Here is a 21991-nt window from a genome sequence, read left to right as displayed (position 1 = left end):
CCCATGCGTATTCTCGTGGTCAACGTCAACACCACCGAGTCCATCACCCAAGCCATCGCCCGCTCGGCGCAGGCCGTCGCGTCACCGGGTACCGAGATCGTTGGCTTGACGCCGTTTTTCGGCGCCGACTCGATTGAAGGCAACTTCGAAAGCTACCTCGCCGCGATTGCCGTGATGGATCGGGTGATGGCCTACGACCAACCGTTCGACGCGGTGATTCAGGCCGGTTATGGCGAACATGGTCGCGAAGGTTTGCAGGAATTGCTCAACGTGCCGGTGGTGGACATCACCGACGCGGCGGCGAGCACCGCGATGTTTTTGGGCCACGCGTATTCGGTGGTGACGACGCTGGATCGCACCGTGCCGTTGATCGAGGATCGGCTGAAATTGTCGGGGCTGTGGGATCGTTGCGCTTCGGTGCGAGCCAGTGGTTTGGCGGTTCTGGAGCTGGAACACGAACCGCAGCGTGCGCTGGAAGCGATCGTGCATCAGGCCGAACTGGCGGTGACGCAGGATAAGGCCGAGGTGATTTGCCTGGGTTGCGGCGGCATGGCCGGGCTGGATGAGCAGATTCGTCGTCGTACCGGCGTGCCGGTGGTGGATGGCGTGACGGCGGCGGTGACGATTGCGGAATCGCTGGTGCGGTTGGGGTTGTCGACGTCGAAGGTGCGGACTTACGCGAAGCCGCGGCCGAAGAACATTATTGGCTGGCCGGGGCGGTTTGCCCGGTAGACCGCGTTATCGTTCATCGCGAGCAAGCTCACTCCTACAGGGGGCGCATTCCAATGTAGGAGTGAGCCTGCTCGCGATGGCCGCACCTCGGTCAGATGCCTTACTCAAATAGCACTAAACCGCCGCACCAACCCCCGCTCCGCAAACTGCTCAATCAAAAAATCCACAAACGCCCGTGTCTTCCCCGGCAACAATTTATGCTCGGCGTAGTAGATCGAAATATTGCCATCATCAACAAACCACTCCGGCAACACCCGCTGCAACCTACCCGATTCCAGATACCCCACCGCAAATGGCATGCTCACCAACGCGATCCCCAACCCTTGCGCCGCCGTTGCGCACGCGGCTTCGGAATCGCTCAGGGTCATGCGCGCCTTGAGCATCAATGGCCGACAGTTCTGCGGATCGCGCCCGGTCAACTGCCAGGAACGCACGCGTCCGGTTTGCGGCGAACGGATCAGAATCCCGTCGTGATGGCTGAGATCGTCCGGCTCGGTGATTTCGGGATTGGCCTGTAGATAGTCGGCAGATGCCACCAGAACCCGGTGCGCCGGGCTCAACTTGCGTGCGATCACCCCTTGTGGCAGATCGAAGCCGCCACCAATGGCCGCATCAAACCCCTGCCCGATCAGATCAACCTGGCGATTATCGAAATGCCAGTCCGGACTGATCGCTGGATATCGCTGCAAAAACTCACCGAGCATCGGCACGATGTGCAAACAACCAAACGCGGCGCCCATGCTGACTTTCAGCGTTCCCGCCGGCAGCCCTTCGACACTGGACAGATTGGCCACGGCATTCTGAATGGTGGTCAGGCTGCCGCTGACCTGATTCAAAAACAGCTGCCCGGCCTCGGTCAGCGTCAGGCTGCGTGTACTACGCTGGAACAGCCGCACACCGAGCCGCACCTCAAGTTTGGCAACACTTTTGCCAACGGCCGCCGGGGTCAGACTCAAGCGCCGTGCAGCCTCGGCAAAGCTGCCGACCTCGGCACTGCGCACGAAGCATTCGATGCTGCTGAAGGTTTCCATGATCACCACTATAAACTTCTGGTTTACACAGACTATAGCAATCATGGTCTACACAGTTGTCGATACCAAGTCGATACTCGCCACCAATACCAAGGCATTCCCGCCTTGAACACTCTGGAGATCGAACATGACCACTCAACACCTCAGCGGTAAAGTCGCTCTGATTCAAGGCGGTTCCCGCGGTATCGGCGCTGCCATCGTCAAACGTCTGGCCGCTGAAGGCGCCGCAGTAGCCTTCACTTACGTCAGCTCCACCGCCAAAGCCGAAGAGTTGCAAAACAGCATCACCGCCAACGGTGGCAAAGCCTTGGCGATCAAGGCCGACAGCGCCGACGCCGCCGCCATCCGCCACGCCGTTAGCGCCACCGTCGAAGCGTTTGGCCGCGTCGATATTCTGGTCAACAACGCCGGTGTGCTGGCCGTCGCACCGCTGGAAGACTTCAAACTGGAAGACTTCGACCAGACCGTGGCGATCAACATTCGCAGCGTGTTCATCGCTTCGCAAGAAGCCGCCAAACACATGGGCGAAGGCGCGCGCATCATCAACATCGGTAGCACCAACGCCGACCGCATGCCCTTCGCCGGTGGCGGCGTGTATGCGATGAGCAAGTCGGCACTGGTCGGTCTGACCAAAGGCCTGGCCCGCGATCTCGGCCCACGCGGCATCACCGTCAACAACGTGCAACCTGGCCCGGTCGACACCGACATGAACCCGGCGCACGGCGATTTCGCCGAAAGCCTGATCCCGCTGATGGCCGTCGGCCGCTACGGTAAAGCCGAAGAAATCGCCAGCTTCGTCGCCTACCTGGCAGGCCCGGAAGCCGGTTACATCACCGGTGCCAGCCTGACCATCGACGGTGGTTTTGGCGCCTGATATTTCCAAGTCGCCGTAACGAAAAACGCCGCCGCTCTTTTCACAGAGCGACGGCGTTTTTTTGTCTCAAGCGTTTACGCCCATTCCAGCGCCGGCAAACCGCAAGCACTCGGGGTGAAGGCTTTCAACGTACGAAGAATCCCGTCCGCGTGTGCGTACTTTTCATCGGCCATGGCGGCGTCCGGAATCGCAATCGCGGTCATGCCTGCGGCTTTCGCTGCAGTCACGCCAAACGGCGAATCCTCGAACACCAGACAATCCTCAGGCGCGACGCCCAGACGTCGCGCGGCGGTGAGGAAAATATCCGGCGCCGGTTTCGCCGCGCCGACTTCCGGGTCGTCTGCGGTAACAATGAAGTCGAACAGCGCAAACCAGTCGCGGTGCAGCGTGGTTTTCTGGCCAAACGATTGACGCGATGAACTGGTGCCCACGGCGATCGGAATGTTGTGCGCCTTGAGGTGCCGAATCAGCTCCTCGGCGCCCGGCATCGCCTGCGCTTTCGGGAAACGCTCACGCATCAACGGCTCGCGGATCTCCAAGAACTCTTCGGCGGTGATCGGCAGATCCAGCGCCTGCACCACGTAATTGGCCAGATCGTTGGCACCGCGACCGATGATGTTCTGTTTGACGCTCCAGTCGAAGGTGCGCCCGTAGCGCTGGGCAATCAGCGACGTGACCTCGGTGTAAATACCCTCGGTGTCGAGCAACAAACCGTCCATATCGAAAATCACGGCCTTGATCGGGCCGAACGCCTTCAGCGCTGCATTCATCATCGGATCCGTTTTCAAAGACATCCCAGGCGGCATCGCGCCGCTGCTCGGATCTGATTAAAGGGTTCAGCAGCATAACGAGCGCGACAGACATTGAGCAACGGGCAATGTCTGTTGCGCCGATGAACTACTCGCGAATATTTAGCGAAACGTCCTACAGGCATCACCTACTTGGCCGACTTCTTTCCTCACTGATCCCCCGCAAAGTCCGTGCTCCTCCTTGATGTGCGCGAGCGACTGCGAATGTTTCAACCCGATCGGCTACTGGCCCTGAACAACAGCATTGGCCTGCTGATAGTTGCCGCACTGAATCCGGATCACCCGGATTTCGAAACCCTGATCGGCGAATTTCGCCTGTGCCTCAATAACTACGAAGCCTGGGCCGAACAATACTGGACGGGCACGGCGCTGGATGTCGAGCAGGTGTTTACCGTCGGCAACGACGTACGCCTCAGCGCCCCGATCAAGTCCCGCAAACCGATCAGCTCATCCGTAGTCATGTGCCCCGCCAGCGGATCTTTGACCCTGGTGCACATGTTCGAAGCCGCCCGCTTCGTACCGATCGGCAACACCCCGGTGACGCTCGAACCGGTGATTGGCGACGTCGGCGGTGTCCTGACCTTCGGCGAAGCGCTGCGCCATACGATCGGCCCGAGCGGGATATTGCAGGTGACCGATTGCGATCGGGGCCAGCGTTATCGCATCACCTTCTTTCCCGATGTTTCCACTGCGCATGTTCGTGAGTTGTATGACTCCTACGAAAGCCTTCTTGGTGACCTCGAGCGCTGGTTGCGTGCCGAGTGGACAGGTTTTCAGCCGTTGTGGGCGGAGTTCTCCAACGCCGGTTTTTCTGACCGTTACCGGCAGTTGCAACAGGCGGATTGGCGCGGCTTCGAGAAAGCGCTGAACGGTGTCTGGGACGACATCAAGCAACTGTTCGCCCTCCTCGCCGATCTGCAGGCCAACAGCGAAAAGCTCCTGGAATACCTCAGCGCCGCCGAGCTTGAAGCCCTGCTGCAAACCTCCAGCGACGCGATTGCCAATGCGTTGCTGATGCTCAGCGATGAGCCGCTGATGTTCATTCATCTGGCCGCGTTCACCAGTTGGCTGAAGATGCTGCCGCCGCAGTACCTGGCCGAAGTCGTGGCTGAAGTGCGCGTCGAACTGTTGATCAGTTTTCTGCTGATGCGCGTGTCGGGCGGCGTCGGCGTGCCGCTGCGCTTGAGCAGCAAAGTGCTGGCAAAGATCAAATCGCCGCGAGCGCGGGAATGGCTGGCGGCCTCGGCGTTGCGCCTGGCTGAGCTGACCTCTGCGCCGGAGCTGACCCAACATGCGAGCACGCTGAGACCGTTGATGCTGAGTGCGCGTGAAGTGCAGTTGAAGCCGACGCCGTCGATTCCGCTGAACATTCGGCAGGCAGATGAAGTGGTGTTGACGGTGCCAAACCCGGCGCCGATTGCACGGGACAAGGCACATGGCGATACGCGTATGGAGCGTCATGAGCCTCACGATGACGCTTCGGATCAGGCGAAAAATCCTAATGGGGACAGCGCTGATTGTGTACCGCGTACCTGCACCAACGGCTGTCCGGTATCGATGGTCACCGGCGAGGAACTGCTGACGCTGACTGATGGTGTGCTTGATGGCGTGTTGCCGTTTGAATTCACTCGGTTGTATCGCACGAGTGCGGTGGAAATCGATGTCGGGCTGGGGTTTGGCTGGAGCCATTCGCTGGCGCATCGGCTGGAATTTGATGGCGACTCGGTTGTTTGGGTCGATCACGAGAATCGGCGCACGCGGTTTCCGCAGCCGAATGTTGAGCGGCCGGCGATTCACAACAGCCTGTCGCGGGCAGCAATTTTTCTCGGGGATGAGCCGGAGGAATTGATCCTCGCGCTGGCTGGGGAAACGGCGCGGTTTTACCACTTTCGGGCCGGGCGTCTGACGTCGATCAGCGATGCCTATGGCAATCGTCTGACGGTACATCGCGATCGGTCTGACAGGGTTCAGCGACTGGATAACGGTGCAGGTCGCTCCTTATTGCTGCGTTACGACCGCGCGCAATTGATCGCGGTCGATTACCAACGTTTGCAAAACGCTGAATGGGCGACGGAGCAAATCCTTGTTCGCTATTGCCATGACGCGCGTCAGCGCTTGTTGGCGGCGACCAATGCATTAGATGAAAGCGAGCGCTACGACTACGACGATGCGCACGTCATTCTGCAGCGACAGCTGACCGGTGGTGCGAGTTTTTTCTGGGAGTGGGAACGGGCTGGCAAGGCTGCGCGTTGTGTACGGCACTGGGCGTCGTTTTCGCAGATGGACACGCGTTATGTCTGGAGCGACGACGGCAGTGTCGCGGTGCAGTACGTCGATGGCACCGAAGAGGTTTACGTCCACGACGACCGTGCGCGGTTGGTGCGCAAGGTTGAGGCCGACGGTGGCGAGCAGCTCAAGGCCTACGACGATCAGGGACGGTTGGTCGCTGAACAGGATGCGCTGGGTTCTATCACCGAGTACCGCTATGACGATGTCGGACGACTGATTGCGCTGATTCCTGCGGCGGATACGCCGACTTCCTACGAGTATCGCAACGGTTTTCTGCATCGGCGTTCGCGTGGCGATGCGGTGTGGATTTATCGGCGCAATGCCGAGGGCGACATCACCGAGGCCGTCGATCCTGACGGACAGGTCACTCATTACTACTACAGCGTTCGCGGGCAACTGGTGTCGATCCGGTATCCGGACACCAGTCGGCATTTGCTGGCCTGGAATGATCTTGGCCAACTGGTTGAAGAGACGTTGCCTGAGGGTGGCGTACGGCGCTTTTCCTACGATGCTTTGGGACGGCGGACGACCACGGTTGATCAACATGGCGCCGTTACGCGACAGCAGTGGGACGCCGTTGGCCGACTGGTTCAGACGACTTTTCCTACGGGTGCCACGCGTGGTTATAGCTACGGCGCTTACGGGCAAGTCACCGCCGAGCGTGATGAGCTGGGGCATATCACCCGGTATGAATACGACGATGACCTGCATCTGGTCTCCCGTCGCATTAACCACGACGGCACGCGGATTCAATACCGCTACGACCATGCGCAACTGCTGCTCACGGAAATCGAGAACGAATCAGGTGAGAAATATCGGCTGGACTACACGCCGACCGGATTAATCCGACAGGAAACCGGTTTCGATGGGCGCCGAACTGCTTACGTGTATGACCTCAACGGTCACCTGCTGGAAAAGACCGAGTTTGGCGATGACGACTCACGTTTAGTCACCGCATACGAACGCGATGGCGCCGGGCGTCTGCTGGTGAAAACCCTGCCGGACGGAGTGAAGGTCAGTTACCAGTACGACAGTCTCGGTCGCTTGATCGGTGTCGATGACGGTCAAAAGCATCCGCTGGCCTTCGAGTACGACCGCCAGGATCGGCTGATCACCGAGCACCAAGGCTGGGGCACCCTGCGTTATGCCTACGACGCCTGCGGTCAGTTGAAAAGCATGCGTTTGCCGGACAACAGCAAACTCGACTATCAACACGCCAAGGGTGGCGCCCTCGCCGGCATCGACCTCAACGGCGCCCCACTCACCCGCCACGTCTACCACGTCCGGTCGCGAACAACAACGCGAGCAAGGCCTGCTGCTCAGCGAATACTCCTACGACGAACAGGGCCGACTGCTCGCCCATGCCGTGGGCCATAAACGCGATTCGATGTATCGCCGCGATTATGCCTACAGCGCCAACGGAAATCTGTCGTACATCGCCGACACCCGCCACGGCCAACGCACCTACGGCTACGACGCCCTCGACCGCTTGATCCGCGTCCGCCACTCCCGCGACGAACTCCCGGAAACCTACGCCCACGACCCGGCCGGCAACCTGCTCATGCAGGATCGCCCCGGCCCGAGCCAAATCAAAGGCAACCGCCTGTTGATGCAGGGCGACCGCCATTACGACTACGACGCCTTCGGCAACCTGATCCGCGAACGTCGCGGCACAGCGCACAAACTTGTCACCGAATACCGCTACGACTGCCAGCACCGCCTGATCGGCCTGACTCGCCCTGACGGTAACGCCGCGTCTTACCGCTACGACGCCTTCGGCAGACGCATCAGCAAAACCGTCGACGGCGCCACCACCAAATTCTTCTGGCAAGGCGACAACCTAGTCGCTGAAAGCAGCGAAACCGAATACCGCAGCTACGTCTACGAACCCGGCACCTTCCGTCCGTTAGCACTGCTTGACGGCAAAGGCCCGAAAAAAGCCTGCCCGTTTTACTACCAGAACGACCACCTCGGCACGCCGCTGGAACTGACCGATTACAGTGGGGAAATCGTTTGGTCGGCGCAGTACGACGCCTACGGGAAAGTCGCGGCGGTGACGTTGGCGGGTGATGAGTACCTGGATCAGCCGCTGCGGTTTCAGGGGCAGTATTTTGATGCGGAGAGTGGGCTGCATTACAACCGGCATCGGTATTACGACCCTAGATTGGGACGGTATCTGACGCCGGATCCGGTGAAGCTGGCGGGCGGGTTGAATCAGTACCAGTACACGCCGAATCCGATTGGGTGGGTGGATCCGTTGGGGTTGAACTCCAATTGTCCGCCGCCGAATAGGCCTGGTTGTACCGTACCGGGTGAGGTTAGCGGCACTAAAGTAAATGAAGGTGAACCAACACTGCCAACAACAAGATCGCCACCAAAGGGTTTTGGTAGCGAAGATAAGCTTGATTACCACTTTGAAAAGCATGGTGCAGAGTTCAAAACCGAGAGCAAAGAAGAATACTTAAGCATGGCCAGATTTCTGGTACGTCACGGCACACGAATTGAGTATGAATACAAGGACGAGACCCGATCGGGCTATCTGAAGCTAATGGGAAACAACCGGAAGGGAGAGGTAAAATTCGCTTTTTTGGGAACAAACCAAAACAATGAAATCACAACCCTCCATACAAAAAGCGGAAAGGAATTATGGCGAACGATAAATGGCGACGCGAAGGATAAAACAGTGAGGCCGGCAGATGACTAAGAAATATCTCGTACAAATAATTGAAATCGATCCAATAATCGAAGAATTAATCGTCCTTAGCGTTCAAGGTGTGATCATCCGATGCTTCGCAGGATACTGTCCATCAGTCATTGAGGAGGGAAAAAACTACGAGGTCGAATTCGAAATGGTTTTGCCTGACGAATTAAACATCATAAAAGTAGAGCAAGAAGAAGCACGCATCGAGATGCTAGACGATGGGTTTTCGTGTGATATCTACGGTTACATGGATGGGGATTTTTTCCGGTCTCTAATTGAATTTTCGGATCAAGGCATTCATTTCGAATACCCGCACCTCAACGAACAGTTCGTCAAAATCACTGCGGAGAGAATTGACGTCTCATTCTGAGTCTCAAGTATTATTCGAACCTCACAAAGGGCCTGAGAGAAACAGGCCCTGAGAATTGGCGTTCACGCCAAAAGTAGGCGCGAATCTAATAATTACGCTCACTGCTCATCCTCATCCTCTTCATACTCCATATCCGCCTCATCCGAATCATTCAGCGGCACCGTCGCATCATCCATCAGCGACCCCGGATCCTCGTTCCCCGGATCATTGATAAACGGCAGCCCGCTCGGGCCTTTTTCTTCCTTGCCTTCGGTTTCAGGAGTCATGGCGAACCTCATCATTTCCGGGGAGTGTAGACATTCGAAAAGTCCTACAGCCAATCGTTCCAGCGTCTGATGGGCAAATACGAAAAACCCGGCAAATAGCCGGGCTCTCGCTAAACCATTCCATCAATCAATGATGGCGGTTCTTGTGTTTGTTCTTGTGCTTGTGACCCCCACCGGAGTGGGATCCGCCGTCGTCCCCGAGGTTGTTACCGACCGCGCCACCCGCCGCGCCGCCCAATCCTGCACCGACAGCAGAACCGGTTGATCCGCCGACGCTATTACCAATCACCGAGCCACCCGCCGCGCCGAGCCCACCGCCGATGGCAGCTTCGGTGCGATTGTTTTTATTCGCCCCAACCGCACCGCCGGCCGCGCCGCCGACACCTGCGCCGACTGCCGCACCGGTGCTGCCGCCGAGTTGTCCGCCGACCACGTTGCCCAGCACGCCACCGAGCCCACCGCCCACGGCGGCTGAACCATCGCCAGCGGCCATCGCGCCTTGCGCCACGAGCAATCCGAACAACAGTGCAGATAATGACAATCGCATGTGTACCTCACAGTTCCCGAATCGGGACAGTTCGCCCCAGCGGGGGCCTATGTGAGATTGGAGACGTTTGCGGGAAAAACGTTCAGCCATGAAAAAGCCCGGCATCGAGCCGGGCTTTGTCTGCAAGCGATCAATCTCAATGACGCTTGTGGCTTTTGGCCAAGTTGCTGCCGACGGCACCGCCCGCCGCGCCGCCCAGACCAGCACCGATGGTGGCGCCATTTCGGCCGCCCAGGCTGTTACCGATCACCGAACCGCCCGCCGCGCCAACACCGCCACCAATGGCCGCTTTCGTCCGGCTGCCTTTGCGTGCAGCCACTGCGCTACCGGCCGCGCCCGCTACACCTGCACCAATCGCTGCACCGGTGCTGCCGCCCATTTTCTGACCGACGACATTACCCAGCGCGCCACCCAGACCGCCGCCCAATGCAGCGGTGCCGTCGCCGGCAGCCATTGCTCCTTGAGCGAACAGAAGGCCGAGAACCAGAGCGGGCAGTGTTAAACGCATGACGAAAACCTCAAAGACAGAGAAACAAAAAGGGGCGCGATTGAATGCCGTCACAGCGGCAAAGTCCAGATAAAAGCGGACGCATCCGCGCAATGGGCGCCGATTGGACAGTGATTTCAGAAAAGGTTTTATGACGGGCAAAAAAAAGCCCGCTGGGGAGACGGGCTGGAGACTTGCTTTCTAACGGATGGCTTCACCCTACTTAAGCGAACGTGAAAAGTTTGTGAAAGAAACACAGATCCTGACGACCGTCCGTAGGTCTAGTCTGAAATCAAATCTCTGAGCATAAAAAACCCCGTTCTTAGACGGGGTTGGTTGGCGGAGAATCATTTTCGGGCGCGTGCCGTGACCTTGGGTAAAAACTTCGCTTTCGGCCCTTTCGGCACCGTGGACTTGATCTTGCCGGTGTGAACCGGATCCTCGCCGAAACCAGACTGATACTCGGTCTGGCCACAACGAACGCAGTTGTTAAACGGAAACTCGGCGCCATCGTCTTCGATATACGGTTCTGTCATACCTTCGCCCCTGCGATGCGGATCGACACCGGCAAAACTTTTTTGCCTGAAAAAATATCGACCTCCAAGGCTTTTGAGACTAGCCGGTCATTACTGGACTTGTGGTTCAGATCGACCGATGCCCGACGAATGGCCTACCCCAATCAAACACGCTAATCTGGCACCCTCATCTCATTGCCAAGGATTGCGAGCATGACAATAAAAACCATCGCCTTGCTGCTTTCAGCGCTAGCCGTTACTGGCTGCGGCACGATTAGCAGTGTCGTACAGGAAGACACCGTCGCCGGAAATGATCTAAAAAAACGCCAAACCTACTGTGATTCGATTTCCCGAATTTACAGCGGCGTCGGCTACGACTTCTGCATCCTGCACGCACCCGATCTGCCGATAAAATCCTGGAAGGGTCGCCCTTCAGCCCCGCTGGTTTTGATAGATCTGGCAGTCTCCGGTGTGACAGATACGTTGGTATTGCCATACACCGTGTATCAACAGGTCAAACACGGCAACATCGAAATCTACCAGGCACAAACGTCCGATCAGTGATCAGCACAACTTCACGGCGGTGCCGGCCCGCTTACTGGTCTCGAAATCAAAACTGCTGTCCGATAAATTCCAGACGCCCAAAACCACAAAACCCCTGATTTCTTTCGAAATCAGGGGTTTTTGTGTACTGAATGTGGCGGTGAAGGAGAGATTCGAACTCTCGATACAGTTTCCTGTATACACACTTTCCAGGCGTGCTCCTTAAGCCACTCGGACACTTCACCGTATCTCTTCAAACATGTTCTGTCTGTCGAGGCGCGCTAATGTAGTCGAAAGCTTTTCCGATGGCAAACTTTTTTTTAAGATTTTCATGCGCTTAAGAGAAAAAGCCGTTTGCCCTGCCGACGGCCCATGGCAAACCGGCCAATCTTCGGTGGGCGCGGCCCTTCCATATAGAAGCAGAATGGCGTGCGGCGCTGGATCAGCCGGGATTCGGTGACCGGCGGGTCAGTCACGGCGCTTTACCTGGCCTGCGGTGGTGGGTAACGTCTGCTCATCTTTCTTACAAGGAATCGCGTCATGAGTGAGTTGATTGCCTACCACCTCGAAGACGGCATCGCGACCCTGACCTTGAGCAACGGCAAGGTCAATGCCATTTCCCCGGACGTGATTGCGGCGTTTAACGCGGCGCTGGATCAGGCGGTGACTGATCGTGCCATCGTGATCATTACCGGCCAGCCGGGGATTCTGTCGGGCGGCTACGATCTGAAAGTGATAACCGCCGGCCCTAAAGAAGCCGTGGCGCTGGTGACCGCTGGTTCCACCCTCGCCCGTCGTCTGCTTTCTCACCCGTTCCCGGTGATCGTCGCTTGCCCGGGTCACGCCGTGGCCAAGGGTGCGTTTCTGCTGTTGTCGGCCGACTACCGCATCGGTGTCGATGGCCCGTTCAGCATTGGTCTGAACGAAGTGCAAATTGGCATGACCATGCATCACGCCGGTATCGAGCTGGCGCGTGATCGTCTGCGTCGCTCGGCATTCCACCGGTCGGTGATCAATGGCGAGATGTTCGACCCGAAAAGCGCGGTGGACGCCGGTTTTCTCGACAAGGTGGTTTCTGCCGAAGAGTTGCAAGGTGCCGCCCTCGCCGCCGCGCGCCAGTTGAAGAAGATCAACATGCTGGCGCACAAGAACACCAAACTGAAGGTGCGCAAAGCGCTGCTGGAAACCCTGGACAACGCGATTGTTCAGGATCAGGAGCATCTGGGTTAACCCCCGTATCCTGCGTCGAAGAAAAGCCCGACCCGCGTGTCGGGCTTTTTCTTGCGCGCTCGGTTGAAAATGCCGTGGCTGCTCTAGGACGGGTCTGACAAGCAATTCGGAAACATGCGCTTAAACATCGCCTATCTCCGGACTCTATAGTGGCAATTGCCGAAAACAGTGCACATCCGTACACTGCGCCACCTTTTGCGCCGGTGGGGCCTGAAAATGCTGTTCGTGTTTCGTATGTTATTGATGAGCCTGCACTTTATTCTGGCTGGCGTGCTTGGGGTGATCCTCGGCATATGCCGTCCGTTCAATCCGGACAACAGCCGTCTGTGCGCTCGCCTCTATGCATTGCCGGCCATGTGCATTTTGCGTCTGCGGGTGAAAACCGACGTCAGCGGGTTGATGAACAAACCGGCCAGCTGCGTAATCATTGCCAACCATCAGTCCAACTACGATTTGTTTGTGTTCGGTAACGTCGTGCCCTACCGCACGGTGTGCATTGGCAAGAAGAGCCTGAAGTGGGTGCCGTTGTTCGGGCAATTGTTCTGGCTCGCCGGCAATGTGTTGATCGACCGTGGCAATGCGCACAAGGCGCGCCAGTCGATGCTCACCACCACCAACACGCTGCAAAACGAAAACACCTCGATCTGGGTATTCCCGGAAGGCACGCGCAACCTCGGCGAAGAGTTGCTGCCGTTCAAAAAAGGCGCGTTTCAGATGGCGATTGCCGCTGGTGTGCCGATCGTGCCGGTGTGTGTCAGCAGCTACATCAAGCACATGCGTCTGAACCGCTGGAACAGTGGGGAAATTCTCATACGCTCGCTGCCGGCGATTCCTACAGCCGGATTGACCATGGACGACATGCCTATGCTCATAGAGCAATGCCGCGAGCAGATGCGCGAATGCATCGAATCAATGGATCGGCAGTTGCAAGCCGCCTGAAACCGAACCCGCCTTGTGCGGGTTTTCTTTTGCCGAATGAACGGTGCAGATTTCACTGACTCTCAAGTAGCGACACGGCTAAGCTGAAGCCTTGTATTCCTGCCACCTGCCAAGAAGAAGTGAATCACCACCATGGGTCGAGTTGTTGCTGCTGCTGTGTACAGCGCCGGTAAGAAAGTCACCAATATTTCCCTGGACGAAGGCGCCGCCTGGGCCGCGAAAACCGGCCACTTTGTCTGGATCGGCCTCGAAGAGCCGGACGCTCAGGAGCTGTCCAACCTGCAACGTCAGTTCAACCTGCACGAACTGGCGATTGAAGATGCGCTGGAAAAACACAGTCGGCCGAAGCTGGAAACCTTTGGCGACGCTTTGTTTATCGTCACTTATTCGCCGATCCGTGAAAACGGCGTGCTGCAATTCATCGAAACGCACATCTTCGCCGGCAAGGGCTACATCATCACCGCGCGTAACGGTCACTCGGCGTCCTACGCACATGTGCGCCAACGCTGTGAGGCGCGTCCGCTGTTGTTGGAGCATGGGGAAGATTTCGTACTCTATGCGCTCCTCGATTTCGTCATCGAGAACTACCAGCCGGTCGGTGAAGCGATCCATGCCGAGATCGATGAGCTGGAGCGCAACGTGCTGTGCAGCGCATTGAATGAGCGTGATATCCAGAAGCTGCACGGCTTGCGTCGTGATGTCGTGCGCCTGCGTCGCTATGCGGCGCCGATGGTGGAGATCGGCGAGGAATTGCAGAAGCTCAGCTTCCCGTTTATCGACAAGAACATGCGCCCGTACTTCCGTGATGTGCAGATTCACGTGACGCGGCAGATGGAAGACCTCAGCACGCTGGCCGATATTGCCAGCCAGACCATCGAGATCGGTGTGTTGCTGGAGGCGTCACGACAGAGCGTGGTGCAGCGCAAGTTTGCTGCATGGGCGGCGATTCTGGCGTTCCCGACGGCGGTGGCGGGGATTTACGGGATGAACTTCCAGAACATGCCGGAGCTGAGCTGGCATTACGGCTACTTCGGGGTGCTGGGGTTTATTGCGGTGGGGTGTGTGAGTTTGTGGGCGAGTTTCAAGAAGTCTGGGTGGTTGTAAAAAAGCAAAAGATCGCAGCCTTCGGCAGCTCCTACAGGGTTTCAGTGTAGGAGCTGCCGAAGGCTGCGATCTTTTGATCTGCTGTTAAGCGACCTCAGGCTTGTGCGCCACAAACCGCATCATCCATTCCGCAACCGTCGCGCCGTGGTGTTCTTGCTCCAGGCTCGCCACGCCTTTGCTGTAGATCTGCGAACCCAGCGCTTCCTGACGCAAATCCAGCAGCGCCCGCGAGTAATCGTGGATGAACTCTGGATGGCCCTGGAAGCACAGCACTTGATCGTTGATGTGGTACGCGGCAAACGGGCAGAAATCGCTGGAGGCGATGACGGTGGCGTTTTCCGGTAACGACGTCACTTGATCCTGGTGGCTGATCAGCAACGTCAGTTCTTCACGCACCGGGCTCATCCACGGCGCCTTGGCCGCGAGTTTGTAGTTGTGGGTGCCGACGCCCCAGCCCTGCGTAGCGCGCTCGCTCTTGCCGCCCAGCAGCAGCGCCAACAGTTGATGGCCGAAGCACACGCCGAGCAGTTTGTCGCCACGCTCGTAACGGCTCAGCAGGTATTCCCTCAGCGTTTCAATCCACGGATCGGTACCGAACGAATCGGCCTTGCTGCCGGTGACCAGGTACGCATCAAAAGTCTGCTCGTCGCTTGGGTATTCGCCCTGCATCACGTTGTAGACGGTGAACTCGGCGGCAATCGGTTGCTGCGAGAACAGGCGCTGAAACATCTGCCCGTAACCCTGATATTGATCGACCAGTTCGGGACGCAGGATGTCGGTTTCCAGAATGCAGATGCGTAGCGACATAAAAAATACCTGACACGTGATGGGAATAATGAACACCCCAGAGCCTGCCTTGAAACACCCTGACAAGGCAAGCCCCGGAATGCTCGCCCCGTTAGAACATTTCACCTTTCGCCGCTTTATCCAGCAGCAACGCCGGCGGGGCGAAACGCTCGCCGTACTGTTCGGCCAGATACTGCGCGCGAGCGACGAAATCCTTCACCCCGTACTGATTGATGAACTGCAACGCACCGCCCGTCCACGCCGCAAAACCGATGCCGAAGATCGAGCCGATGTTGGCGTCCGCCGTCGAGGTCAACACGCCCTCCTCCACGCAACGCACGGTTTCAATGGCTTGCACGAACAACAAACGGTCACGCACATCCTTCGGGGAAATCTGCCCGTCGGCCTTCTCAAAACGTGTTTTCAGTTCCGGCCACAAATGCTTCTGGCCACCGGCCGGGTATTCATAAAAACCGCCGCCAGCAGCCTTGCCCGGACGTTTGTATTCGTTGAGCAGCAAGTCAATCACGGCGAAGGCCGGGTGCTCAATCAGCGGTTTCCCTTCTGCCTGTAGGTCTTTGGCCGTTTGCTTGCGGATATGGCTCATCAGGCTGAGGGAAACTTCGTCGGAGATCGCCAGAGGCCCGACCGGCATCCCGGCCTTGCGTGCTTCGGTCTCGATCATCGGCGCACTGACGCCCTCGCCGAGCATGGCGATGCCTTCGTTGGTGAAGGTGCCGAAAACCCGCGAGGTGAAGAAACCGCGACTGTCGTTGACCACGATCGGGGTTTTCTTGATTTGCAGAACGAAATCGAAGCCGCGCGCGAGGGTTTCATCGCTGGTTTGCGCGCCTTTGATGATTTCCACCAAGGGCATTTTTTCCACCGGACTGAAGAAATGCAGGCCGATGAATTTGCTTTGATCCGGCACGGCACTGGCAAGGCCAGTAATGGGCAAGGTCGACGTGTTGGAGGCAATAACGGCGTCGGCGCCCACGACTTTTTGCGCAGCCACAGAAACCTTGGCCTTGAGCTCGCGATCCTCAAACACCGCTTCGATGATCAGGTCGCAACCGGCCAGATCGGCATCGCTTTCAGAGGGTTTGATCCGCGCCAGCACTTCATCGCGCTGGGCTGCATTCATCTGGCCACGGGCAACTTTTTTGTCGAGCAACGCGGCCGAGTGCGCTTTGCCTTTCTCGGCAGCTGCAAGGTTGATGTCCTTTAGTACCACGTCGATACCCGCCGAAGCACTGACAAACGCGATCCCCGCGCCCATCATCCCGGCACCGAGCACGCCGACCTTCTGCGTCTTATAAGGTGCAAAACCCTGCGGCCGCGAACCGCCGGCATTGATCTCGTTGAGCTGAAACCAGAACGTGCCGATCAGGTTTTTCGAAATCTGCCCGGTGGTGAGTTCGGTGAAGTAGCGGGTTTCGATCAGGTGCGCGGTATCGAAATCGACCTGAGCCCCTTCAACAGCCGCACACAAAATCTTCTCCGGCGCCGGCAGTGTGCCTTGAGTTTTCGTGCGCAGGATCGACGGTGCAATCGCCAGCATCTGCGCGACTTTAGGATTAGACGGCGTACCGCCGGGAATCTGATAACCCTTCACATCCCAACGCTGCACCGCCGTCGGATTGGCAACAATCCACGCGCGCGCCTTGGCCAACAGTTCATCGCGATCCGCCGCCAGCTCATCGATCAAACCGGCCTGCAACGCTTGTTGCGGACGCACTTTTTTGCCCTCGAGCAGATACGGCAGCGCCTTCTCGATCCCGAGCATGCGCACCATGCGCACCACCCCGCCGCCGCCCGGCAGCAGGCCCAGCGTCACTTCGGGCAGGCCGAGTTGCACCGAGGCGTCGTCCAGCGCCACGCGATGATGGCAGGCGAGGCAGATTTCCCAGCCGCCGCCCAACGCCGCGCCGTTAATCGCTGCAACTACCGGTTTGCCGAGGGTTTCCAGGGTGCGCAACTGACCTTTGAGGGTCAGCACCATGTCGTAGAAAGCTTTGGCTTCAGGCTTGCCGACTTTGATCAGTTCGTTGAGGTCGCCGCCGGCAAAGAAGGTTTTCTTCGCCGAGGTAATGATCACGCCGGCAAGGCTGTCTTTTTCTGCTACCAGACGGGCCACGCAAGCGGCCATCGCCTCGCGGTACACGGCGTTCATGGTGTTGGCGCTCTGGCCCGGCATGTCGATGGTCAGCACGACGATGCCGTCCTGGCCTTTTTCGTAACGAATGGCTTCGCTCATAACAAGGTTCCTTGAATTCGGGGGCTCAGAGACGTTCGATGATGGTGGCAATGCCCATGCCGCCGCCGACGCACAGCGTCGCCAGGCCATAGCGCAGGTGCCGCGCTTCCAGTTCATCGAGCAAGGTGCCGAGGATCGCGCAACCGGTGGCGCCCAGCGGATGGCCCATGGCGATGGAGCCGCCGTTGACGTTGACCTTGTCCGGATCGACGGCCATGTCCTTGATGAACTTCAGCACCACCGAGGCAAACGCTTCGTTGACCTCGAACAGGTCGATGTCTTCCACGCGCAGCCCGGCCTTGGCCAAAGCCTTGCGCGTGGCCGGCGCCGGGCCGGTGAGCATGATGGTCGGGTCGGTGCTGGTGACTGCCGTAGCGACAATTCGCGCCCGCGGTTGCAGGCCCAACGCGCGACCTTTGGCTTCGGAGCCGATCAGCATCAACGCCGCACCGTCGACGATCCCGGAACTGTTGCCGGGTGTGTGCACATGATTGATCCGTGCAACGTGGCTGTAGACCCGCAGCGCCGTCGCGTCGAAACCCATTTGCCCCATCATTTCAAAACTCGGCTTGAGCTTGCCGAGCCCTTCCAGCGTCGATTCAGCACGAATGAATTCATCGTGATCGAGCAGGATGATGCCGTTCTGATCCTGCACCGGCACCAGCGACTTGTTGAACGAACCATCGGCCCGGGCCCGCGCGGCTTTCTGTTGCGAGTGCAGCGCGTAGGCATCGACGTCGTGACGGCTGAAACCTTCGAGCGTGGCGATCAAATCGGCACCGACGCCTTGGGGGGTGAAGTGGCTGTGCAAGTTGGTCTGCGGATCCAGTGCCCACGCACCACCATCGCTGCCCATCGGCACGCGCGACATCGACTCGACGCCACCGACCACCACCAGGTCTTCAAAACCCGAGCGCACTTTCATCGCGCCGAGGTTCACCGCCTCAAGCCCGGACGCGCAGAAACGGTTGATCTGCACCCCCGCCACGCTGACGTCCCAATCAGCCACTTGCACCGCGGTTTTGGCGATGTCCGAGCCTTGATCGCCAATCGGCGTGACACAACCGAGCACCACGTCATCGACCTGGCTGGTGTCCAGCGCAGTGCGTTGTTGCAGCGCGGTCAGCAGCCCGGCCACCAGATTCACCGGTTTGACGCTGTGCAAGGCGCCGTCGGCCTTGCCTTTGCCGCGTGGCGTGCGTAGCGCATCGAAAATCAAAGCTTGGGTCATGACGTCCTCGAACCTGTGCGGTGAGTGATTTCTTGTGCTTGCACTCTTGTCCCGGACGGCCACGGATTCAATGACCACAGTGCTCAATGCGGTTGACGGACACGCTCAGACGGACGGTCATTGGCCGTCGGGTGAACCGGTTCAGGTCACGGAGTTGTCTAGCAAGCGGGCGGCGCAGAAGCTGGCAATACGCCTCATGCCTTTTTAATCGCCGTTGGCAGCAACTCCATATGAAATGGATCTAAGCCAAGCGTGACGCGGGCCCTAAGGTAGTACATGTACGTCAGAGTCGTCGGGTTTTGCCGAGGCCGGCGTCCTTCAACAGGAAGTGCAGCGCTTGCCGTCATGGATATGCAGGCAGGCATCAGGAAATAACAATAAAGGCGGTCAAGCCATGTTCAAACAACCGAAAGTTCGTCAAGCAGGGCTCATTCTTTTCGCCACGACGCTGTTGTTGATTTTGCCGAATCTGACCAAGGTCATCGGCTGAATCGAGCGGCGGGTTTATCTATCGCCACTGAAAATGTGACTGGCCCGCTACCCGGGCCAGCGTGGCTGTGCCAACCTTTGCGCACTTCCACGACATGGACGGCGATCATTTGAAAGCGCTCTTCGTACTCGGGGCCATGCTGCTGAGCATGCCTCTGTCTGCCGCCCAGTTGGATTTGCAACTGGGCGAGCACAGCCGCACCTGGCAGACCGAGGAATTGCTCAAGCATCCTCAGGTGCAAAACATCACCATCAAAAACGATGTGTCCTATAAGAAGGACATGGTCTATCGCGCTGTGCCGATGGCGGCGTTGTTGACGGGAATAAAGGCTGAAGATCATCTGCAAGCGGTGGCGCTGGACGGTTTTGCGGCAGAGTTGGCGGCGGCGCCGTTGCTCAATCGTGAAGGCGCGCGCGCGTGGCTGGCGATTGAAGACCCGGCCCATCCGTGGCCGCCGTTGTCGAAAGACAAGCACAGCGCCGGGCCGTTTTACCTGGTGTGGACGGATCCGCAGGCGGGCAATATCAGCCCCGAGCAGTGGCCGTTTGAAGTGGCGAGCATCAAGCGCATGGCGCCGGTGGCCGAACGCTTCCCTGCTCTGCTACCGGATCCGGTGTTGAAGAAAGATGATCCGGTAAATCTGGGTTTTGCGTTGTTTCAGAAGCATTGTCTGGCCTGTCACCGCTTAAACGGTGCGGGGGATGCGCAGTTTGGGCCGGATCTGAATATTCCGTACAGTCCGACGGAGTATTTTGGGGTGGATTTCTTGAAGCGCTACATTCGTGATCCGCAGAGTTTGCGCCAGTGGCCGCAGGCGAAGATGCCGGGGTTTTCGGCGGAGGTGTTGCCTGAGGGGGATCTGGAATTGCTGGTGGGTTATTTGAAACACATGGCGGGGCGCAAGGTTAAGCCCTGACGCTTGCGCCCCACTCTGTAGGAGCTGTCGAGTGCAACGAGGCTGCGATCTTTTGATCTGCGGAATAAAGATCAAAAGATCGCAGCGTGCCGCAGCTCCTACGAGGGATCGTGTTTATTGTTGTTGCACGGAGATGACCGGGGTCGGTGAGACGAACACTTTCGCGTGCATCTGCTCACACCCGCCGCCCCGGCGCATGCCGCGTACCGGGCAGGCGTCGAGGTAATCGAGGCCCACCGCCAGTTTCAGATGCCGTTCCGGCCGCGCCAGTTCGTTGGTCACGTCAAAGCTGTACCAGGCGTCATCCAGCCACGCTTCCGCCCAGGCATGGCTGGCCAGATGTTCGCAATCCTCGCTGTACAAATACCCCGACACATAACGCGACGGCACGCCCAGGCTGCGCGCGCAGGCCAGAAACGCGTGGGTGTGATCCTGACAAACCCCGGCGCGTCCGGCGAAGGCTTCAGCGGCGCTGGTGTCGACTTCGGTCGAGCCCGGCGTGTAGGTCATGTGCTGATTCAAACCGTGCATCAAATCGATCAGCGCGGTGCGATCGCGTCGCTGCTTGCAGGATCTTTCCGCGAACGCTCGCAACGCCTCATCGGCCTCGGTCAACCGGGTAAAACGCAGGAACGGCAGCGCTGACTGGCTCTCATGTTCCGCCTCGCGCAATTCATCGATATCGACCTGACCACGCGCACCGATGATGATCGCTTCGTGCGGCTCGTCCATGGTCAGCACGTGCAGGATGTTGCCGAACGGATCGAGTTGCGCGCGCACCGGGCGCGGCAGATCAAGTTGCCAACTGAGCACGTGTTGGCGCTCGCTGTCGTGTGGGGTCAGCCGCAGGTACTGGATGCTCGCCCGCACCTTATCTTCGTAGTGATAGGTGGTCTCGTGGCTTATGGAAAGTCTCATGCAGCCTCCAGGTAGGAACTGTGAATGGCGTTGCCCAACTGGCGCACCAGCGGGATGAATTCGGTCAGCCAGGCGTGCAGGCCTTCCTCGAGGATTTCGTTGATGCCGGTGTAGCGCAGGCGCGCGTCCATCTCGGCGGCCAAGCGTTGCGCGGGACGACCGTTGGCCCCGGGCAGTTGCGCGAGAATCTGGTCGATCTCTTCGGTGCAGGCGCGCAGCGAACGCGGCACGTCGGCGCGCAACAGCAGCAACTCGGCGACATGCCGGGCGCCGGGCGCGTCGCGATAGATTTCGGTGTAGGCCTCGAACGACGACAGCGCACGCAGCAATGCACTCCACTGGTAATAGGCGTGGGCCGTGCCGTCGCTGACCGCTTCGGCCTGATCGCCGGCCATTTCGTAGCGGGCATCAAGCAAGCGCAGGGTGTTGTCCGCGCGTTCGATAAACGTGCCGAGACGAATAAACCGAAACGCATCGTTACGCATAATCGTGCCGTAGGACGCGCCACGAAACAGGTGCGAACGCTCCTTGATCCACTCACAGAAACGGCTCATGCCATAGCGACTGAGGCCCTGTTCAGCGATCCCGCGAATCTCCAGCCACGTCGAGTTGATGTTCTCCCACATGTCCGCCGTGATCCGTCCGCGCACTGCATGGGCACTGGCCCGTGCGGCGCCGAGGCAGCTGTAAATGCTTGCCGGGTTGGCCGCATCGAGGGCGAAAAAGTGCAGCAGCCGTTCGGCATGTAATGCGCCGTGACGCTCCAGATAATCCTCAAGGGTGCCGGTGATCAACAGCGGCATCGCCAGCTCATGCAAACCGTCGCCGCGTCCGTCCTGCGGCATCAGTGATAGCGAATAACTAATGTCGAGCATCCGCGCGAGGTTTTCCGCCCGCTCCAGGTAACGCGACATCCAATACAGATCCGAGGCAGTTCTACTTAACATGGCAAGCTT

General features: G+C 58.5%; 20 protein-coding genes, 1 tRNA gene and 1 pseudogene. 9 read left to right on the top strand and 13 right to left on the bottom strand.

What is annotated here, in order from left to right:
• Positions 1 to 3: 3 nt before the first annotated feature.
• A complete protein-coding gene (locus ACIOMO_RS10580) occupies positions 4 to 732 on the top strand; it encodes an aspartate/glutamate racemase family protein (protein ID WP_401240461.1) in 729 nt (242 codons plus the stop codon).
• Positions 733 to 836: 104 nt separating this feature from the next.
• On the opposite strand, the gene ACIOMO_RS10575 is transcribed toward ACIOMO_RS10580, so the two are convergent.
• Positions 837 to 1763, bottom strand: coding sequence for a LysR family transcriptional regulator (locus ACIOMO_RS10575; protein ID WP_212544322.1), 927 nt, complete (start codon positions 1761 to 1763; stop codon positions 837 to 839).
• A 127-nt stretch (positions 1764 to 1890) separates the two neighbouring features.
• On the opposite strand from ACIOMO_RS10575, the gene ACIOMO_RS10570 reads away from it, so the two are divergent.
• Complete coding sequence (locus tag ACIOMO_RS10570) at positions 1891 to 2637, top strand: 3-oxoacyl-ACP reductase family protein (RefSeq protein ID WP_053116857.1); 747 nt, start codon at positions 1891 to 1893, stop codon at positions 2635 to 2637.
• A 74-nt stretch (positions 2638 to 2711) separates the two neighbouring features.
• Here the strand turns inward: ACIOMO_RS10570 and ACIOMO_RS10565 are convergent, their stop codons facing one another.
• Positions 2712 to 3407, bottom strand: coding sequence for an HAD-IA family hydrolase (locus tag ACIOMO_RS10565; RefSeq protein ID WP_282353079.1), 696 nt, complete (start codon positions 3405 to 3407; stop codon positions 2712 to 2714).
• Between the two features lie 243 nt (positions 3408 to 3650).
• On the opposite strand from ACIOMO_RS10565, the pseudogene ACIOMO_RS10560 reads away from it, so the two are divergent.
• Positions 3651 to 8439, top strand: a pseudogene (locus ACIOMO_RS10560) (RHS repeat-associated core domain-containing protein).
• Entirely contained in the window at positions 8432 to 8806 is a 375-nt protein-coding gene (locus tag ACIOMO_RS10555; protein ID WP_401240457.1) for a hypothetical protein, read from the top strand. The pseudogene ACIOMO_RS10560 and the gene ACIOMO_RS10555 overlap by 8 nt, the downstream one beginning before the upstream one ends.
• Positions 8807 to 8904: 98 nt before the next feature.
• Here ACIOMO_RS10555 and ACIOMO_RS10550 read toward each other — a convergent pair whose 3' ends face one another.
• From ACIOMO_RS10550 to ACIOMO_RS10535, 4 genes are all read right to left on the bottom strand, one after another.
• On the bottom strand, positions 8905 to 9072 hold the full coding sequence (locus ACIOMO_RS10550; RefSeq protein ID WP_163005296.1) for a hypothetical protein: 168 nt from the start codon (positions 9070 to 9072) through the stop codon (positions 8905 to 8907).
• Between the two features lie 127 nt (positions 9073 to 9199).
• On the bottom strand, positions 9200 to 9619 hold the full coding sequence (locus ACIOMO_RS10545; RefSeq protein WP_401240455.1) for a YMGG-like glycine zipper-containing protein: 420 nt from the start codon (positions 9617 to 9619) through the stop codon (positions 9200 to 9202).
• A 136-nt stretch (positions 9620 to 9755) separates the two neighbouring features.
• Positions 9756 to 10127, bottom strand: a complete 372-nt coding sequence (locus ACIOMO_RS10540) for a glycine zipper domain-containing protein (RefSeq protein ID WP_401240452.1) — start codon at positions 10125 to 10127, stop codon at positions 9756 to 9758.
• A 326-nt stretch (positions 10128 to 10453) separates the two neighbouring features.
• Positions 10454 to 10642 carry a hypothetical protein gene (locus tag ACIOMO_RS10535; protein WP_053116851.1) on the bottom strand — a complete coding sequence of 63 codons (189 nt, stop codon included), beginning with the start codon at positions 10640 to 10642 and terminating at the stop codon, positions 10454 to 10456.
• A 192-nt stretch (positions 10643 to 10834) separates the two neighbouring features.
• Here ACIOMO_RS10535 and ACIOMO_RS10530 point away from each other — a divergent pair, with 192 nt between their 5' ends.
• Complete coding sequence (locus ACIOMO_RS10530; protein WP_053116850.1) at positions 10835 to 11185, top strand: YceK/YidQ family lipoprotein; 351 nt, start codon at positions 10835 to 10837, stop codon at positions 11183 to 11185.
• 134 nt (positions 11186 to 11319) lie between these two features.
• Here the strand turns inward: ACIOMO_RS10530 and ACIOMO_RS10525 are convergent.
• Both ACIOMO_RS10525 and ACIOMO_RS10520 read right to left on the bottom strand, forming a co-directional pair.
• Positions 11320 to 11409 (bottom strand) — tRNA-Ser (locus tag ACIOMO_RS10525).
• An 84-nt stretch (positions 11410 to 11493) separates the two neighbouring features.
• On the bottom strand, positions 11494 to 11640 hold the full coding sequence (locus ACIOMO_RS10520; RefSeq protein WP_401240449.1) for a hypothetical protein: 147 nt from the start codon (positions 11638 to 11640) through the stop codon (positions 11494 to 11496).
• Between the two features lie 64 nt (positions 11641 to 11704).
• Between ACIOMO_RS10520 and ACIOMO_RS10515 the strand changes: the two genes are divergently transcribed.
• The 3 genes from ACIOMO_RS10515 to ACIOMO_RS10505 all read left to right on the top strand — a co-directional run bounded on the left by ACIOMO_RS10515 (position 11705) and on the right by ACIOMO_RS10505 (position 14437).
• On the top strand, positions 11705 to 12394 hold the full coding sequence (locus tag ACIOMO_RS10515) for a crotonase/enoyl-CoA hydratase family protein (protein WP_401240446.1): 690 nt from the start codon (positions 11705 to 11707) through the stop codon (positions 12392 to 12394).
• A 216-nt stretch (positions 12395 to 12610) separates the two neighbouring features.
• The gene (locus ACIOMO_RS10510; protein ID WP_159815291.1) at positions 12611 to 13333 is read left to right on the top strand and encodes a 1-acylglycerol-3-phosphate O-acyltransferase; all 723 of its coding nucleotides are present in this window, start codon (positions 12611 to 12613) and stop codon (positions 13331 to 13333) included.
• A 132-nt stretch (positions 13334 to 13465) separates the two neighbouring features.
• Entirely contained in the window at positions 13466 to 14437 is a 972-nt protein-coding gene (locus ACIOMO_RS10505) for a magnesium and cobalt transport protein CorA (RefSeq protein ID WP_053116847.1), read from the top strand.
• A gap of 84 nt (positions 14438 to 14521) precedes the next feature.
• On the opposite strand, the gene ACIOMO_RS10500 is transcribed toward ACIOMO_RS10505, so the two are convergent.
• The 3 genes from ACIOMO_RS10500 to ACIOMO_RS10490 form a co-directional block, all read right to left on the bottom strand.
• Positions 14522 to 15244 carry an amidotransferase gene (locus ACIOMO_RS10500; protein WP_053116846.1) on the bottom strand — a complete coding sequence of 241 codons (723 nt, stop codon included), beginning with the start codon at positions 15242 to 15244 and terminating at the stop codon, positions 14522 to 14524.
• Between the two features lie 91 nt (positions 15245 to 15335).
• Positions 15336 to 17480, bottom strand: coding sequence for a 3-hydroxyacyl-CoA dehydrogenase NAD-binding domain-containing protein (locus ACIOMO_RS10495; protein ID WP_401240442.1), 2145 nt, complete (start codon positions 17478 to 17480; stop codon positions 15336 to 15338).
• 25 nt (positions 17481 to 17505) lie between these two features.
• Positions 17506 to 18711, bottom strand: coding sequence for an acetyl-CoA C-acetyltransferase (locus tag ACIOMO_RS10490; RefSeq protein ID WP_401240439.1), 1206 nt, complete (start codon positions 18709 to 18711; stop codon positions 17506 to 17508).
• Between the two features lie 584 nt (positions 18712 to 19295).
• Here ACIOMO_RS10490 and ACIOMO_RS10485 point away from each other — a divergent pair.
• Positions 19296 to 20117 (top strand): c-type cytochrome, encoded by an 822-nt coding sequence (locus ACIOMO_RS10485; RefSeq protein ID WP_401240566.1) that lies wholly within the window; start codon positions 19296 to 19298, stop codon positions 20115 to 20117.
• A 114-nt stretch (positions 20118 to 20231) separates the two neighbouring features.
• Here ACIOMO_RS10485 and ACIOMO_RS10480 read toward each other — a convergent pair whose 3' ends face one another.
• On the bottom strand, positions 20232 to 21035 hold the full coding sequence (locus ACIOMO_RS10480; protein WP_053116842.1) for a transglutaminase family protein: 804 nt from the start codon (positions 21033 to 21035) through the stop codon (positions 20232 to 20234).
• Entirely contained in the window at positions 21032 to 21982 is a 951-nt protein-coding gene (locus ACIOMO_RS10475) for an alpha-E domain-containing protein (protein ID WP_053116841.1), read from the bottom strand. Before ACIOMO_RS10475 ends, ACIOMO_RS10480 begins: the two co-directional genes overlap by 4 nt.
• Positions 21983 to 21991 lie beyond the last annotated feature (9 nt).

Origin of the sequence: Pseudomonas sp. NPDC087804 (assembly GCF_044742965.1) — a bacterium.
Lineage (GTDB): Bacteria > Pseudomonadota > Gammaproteobacteria > Pseudomonadales > Pseudomonadaceae > Aquipseudomonas > Aquipseudomonas rustica.
This window is presented reverse-complemented; position numbering and strand designations above follow the sequence as displayed.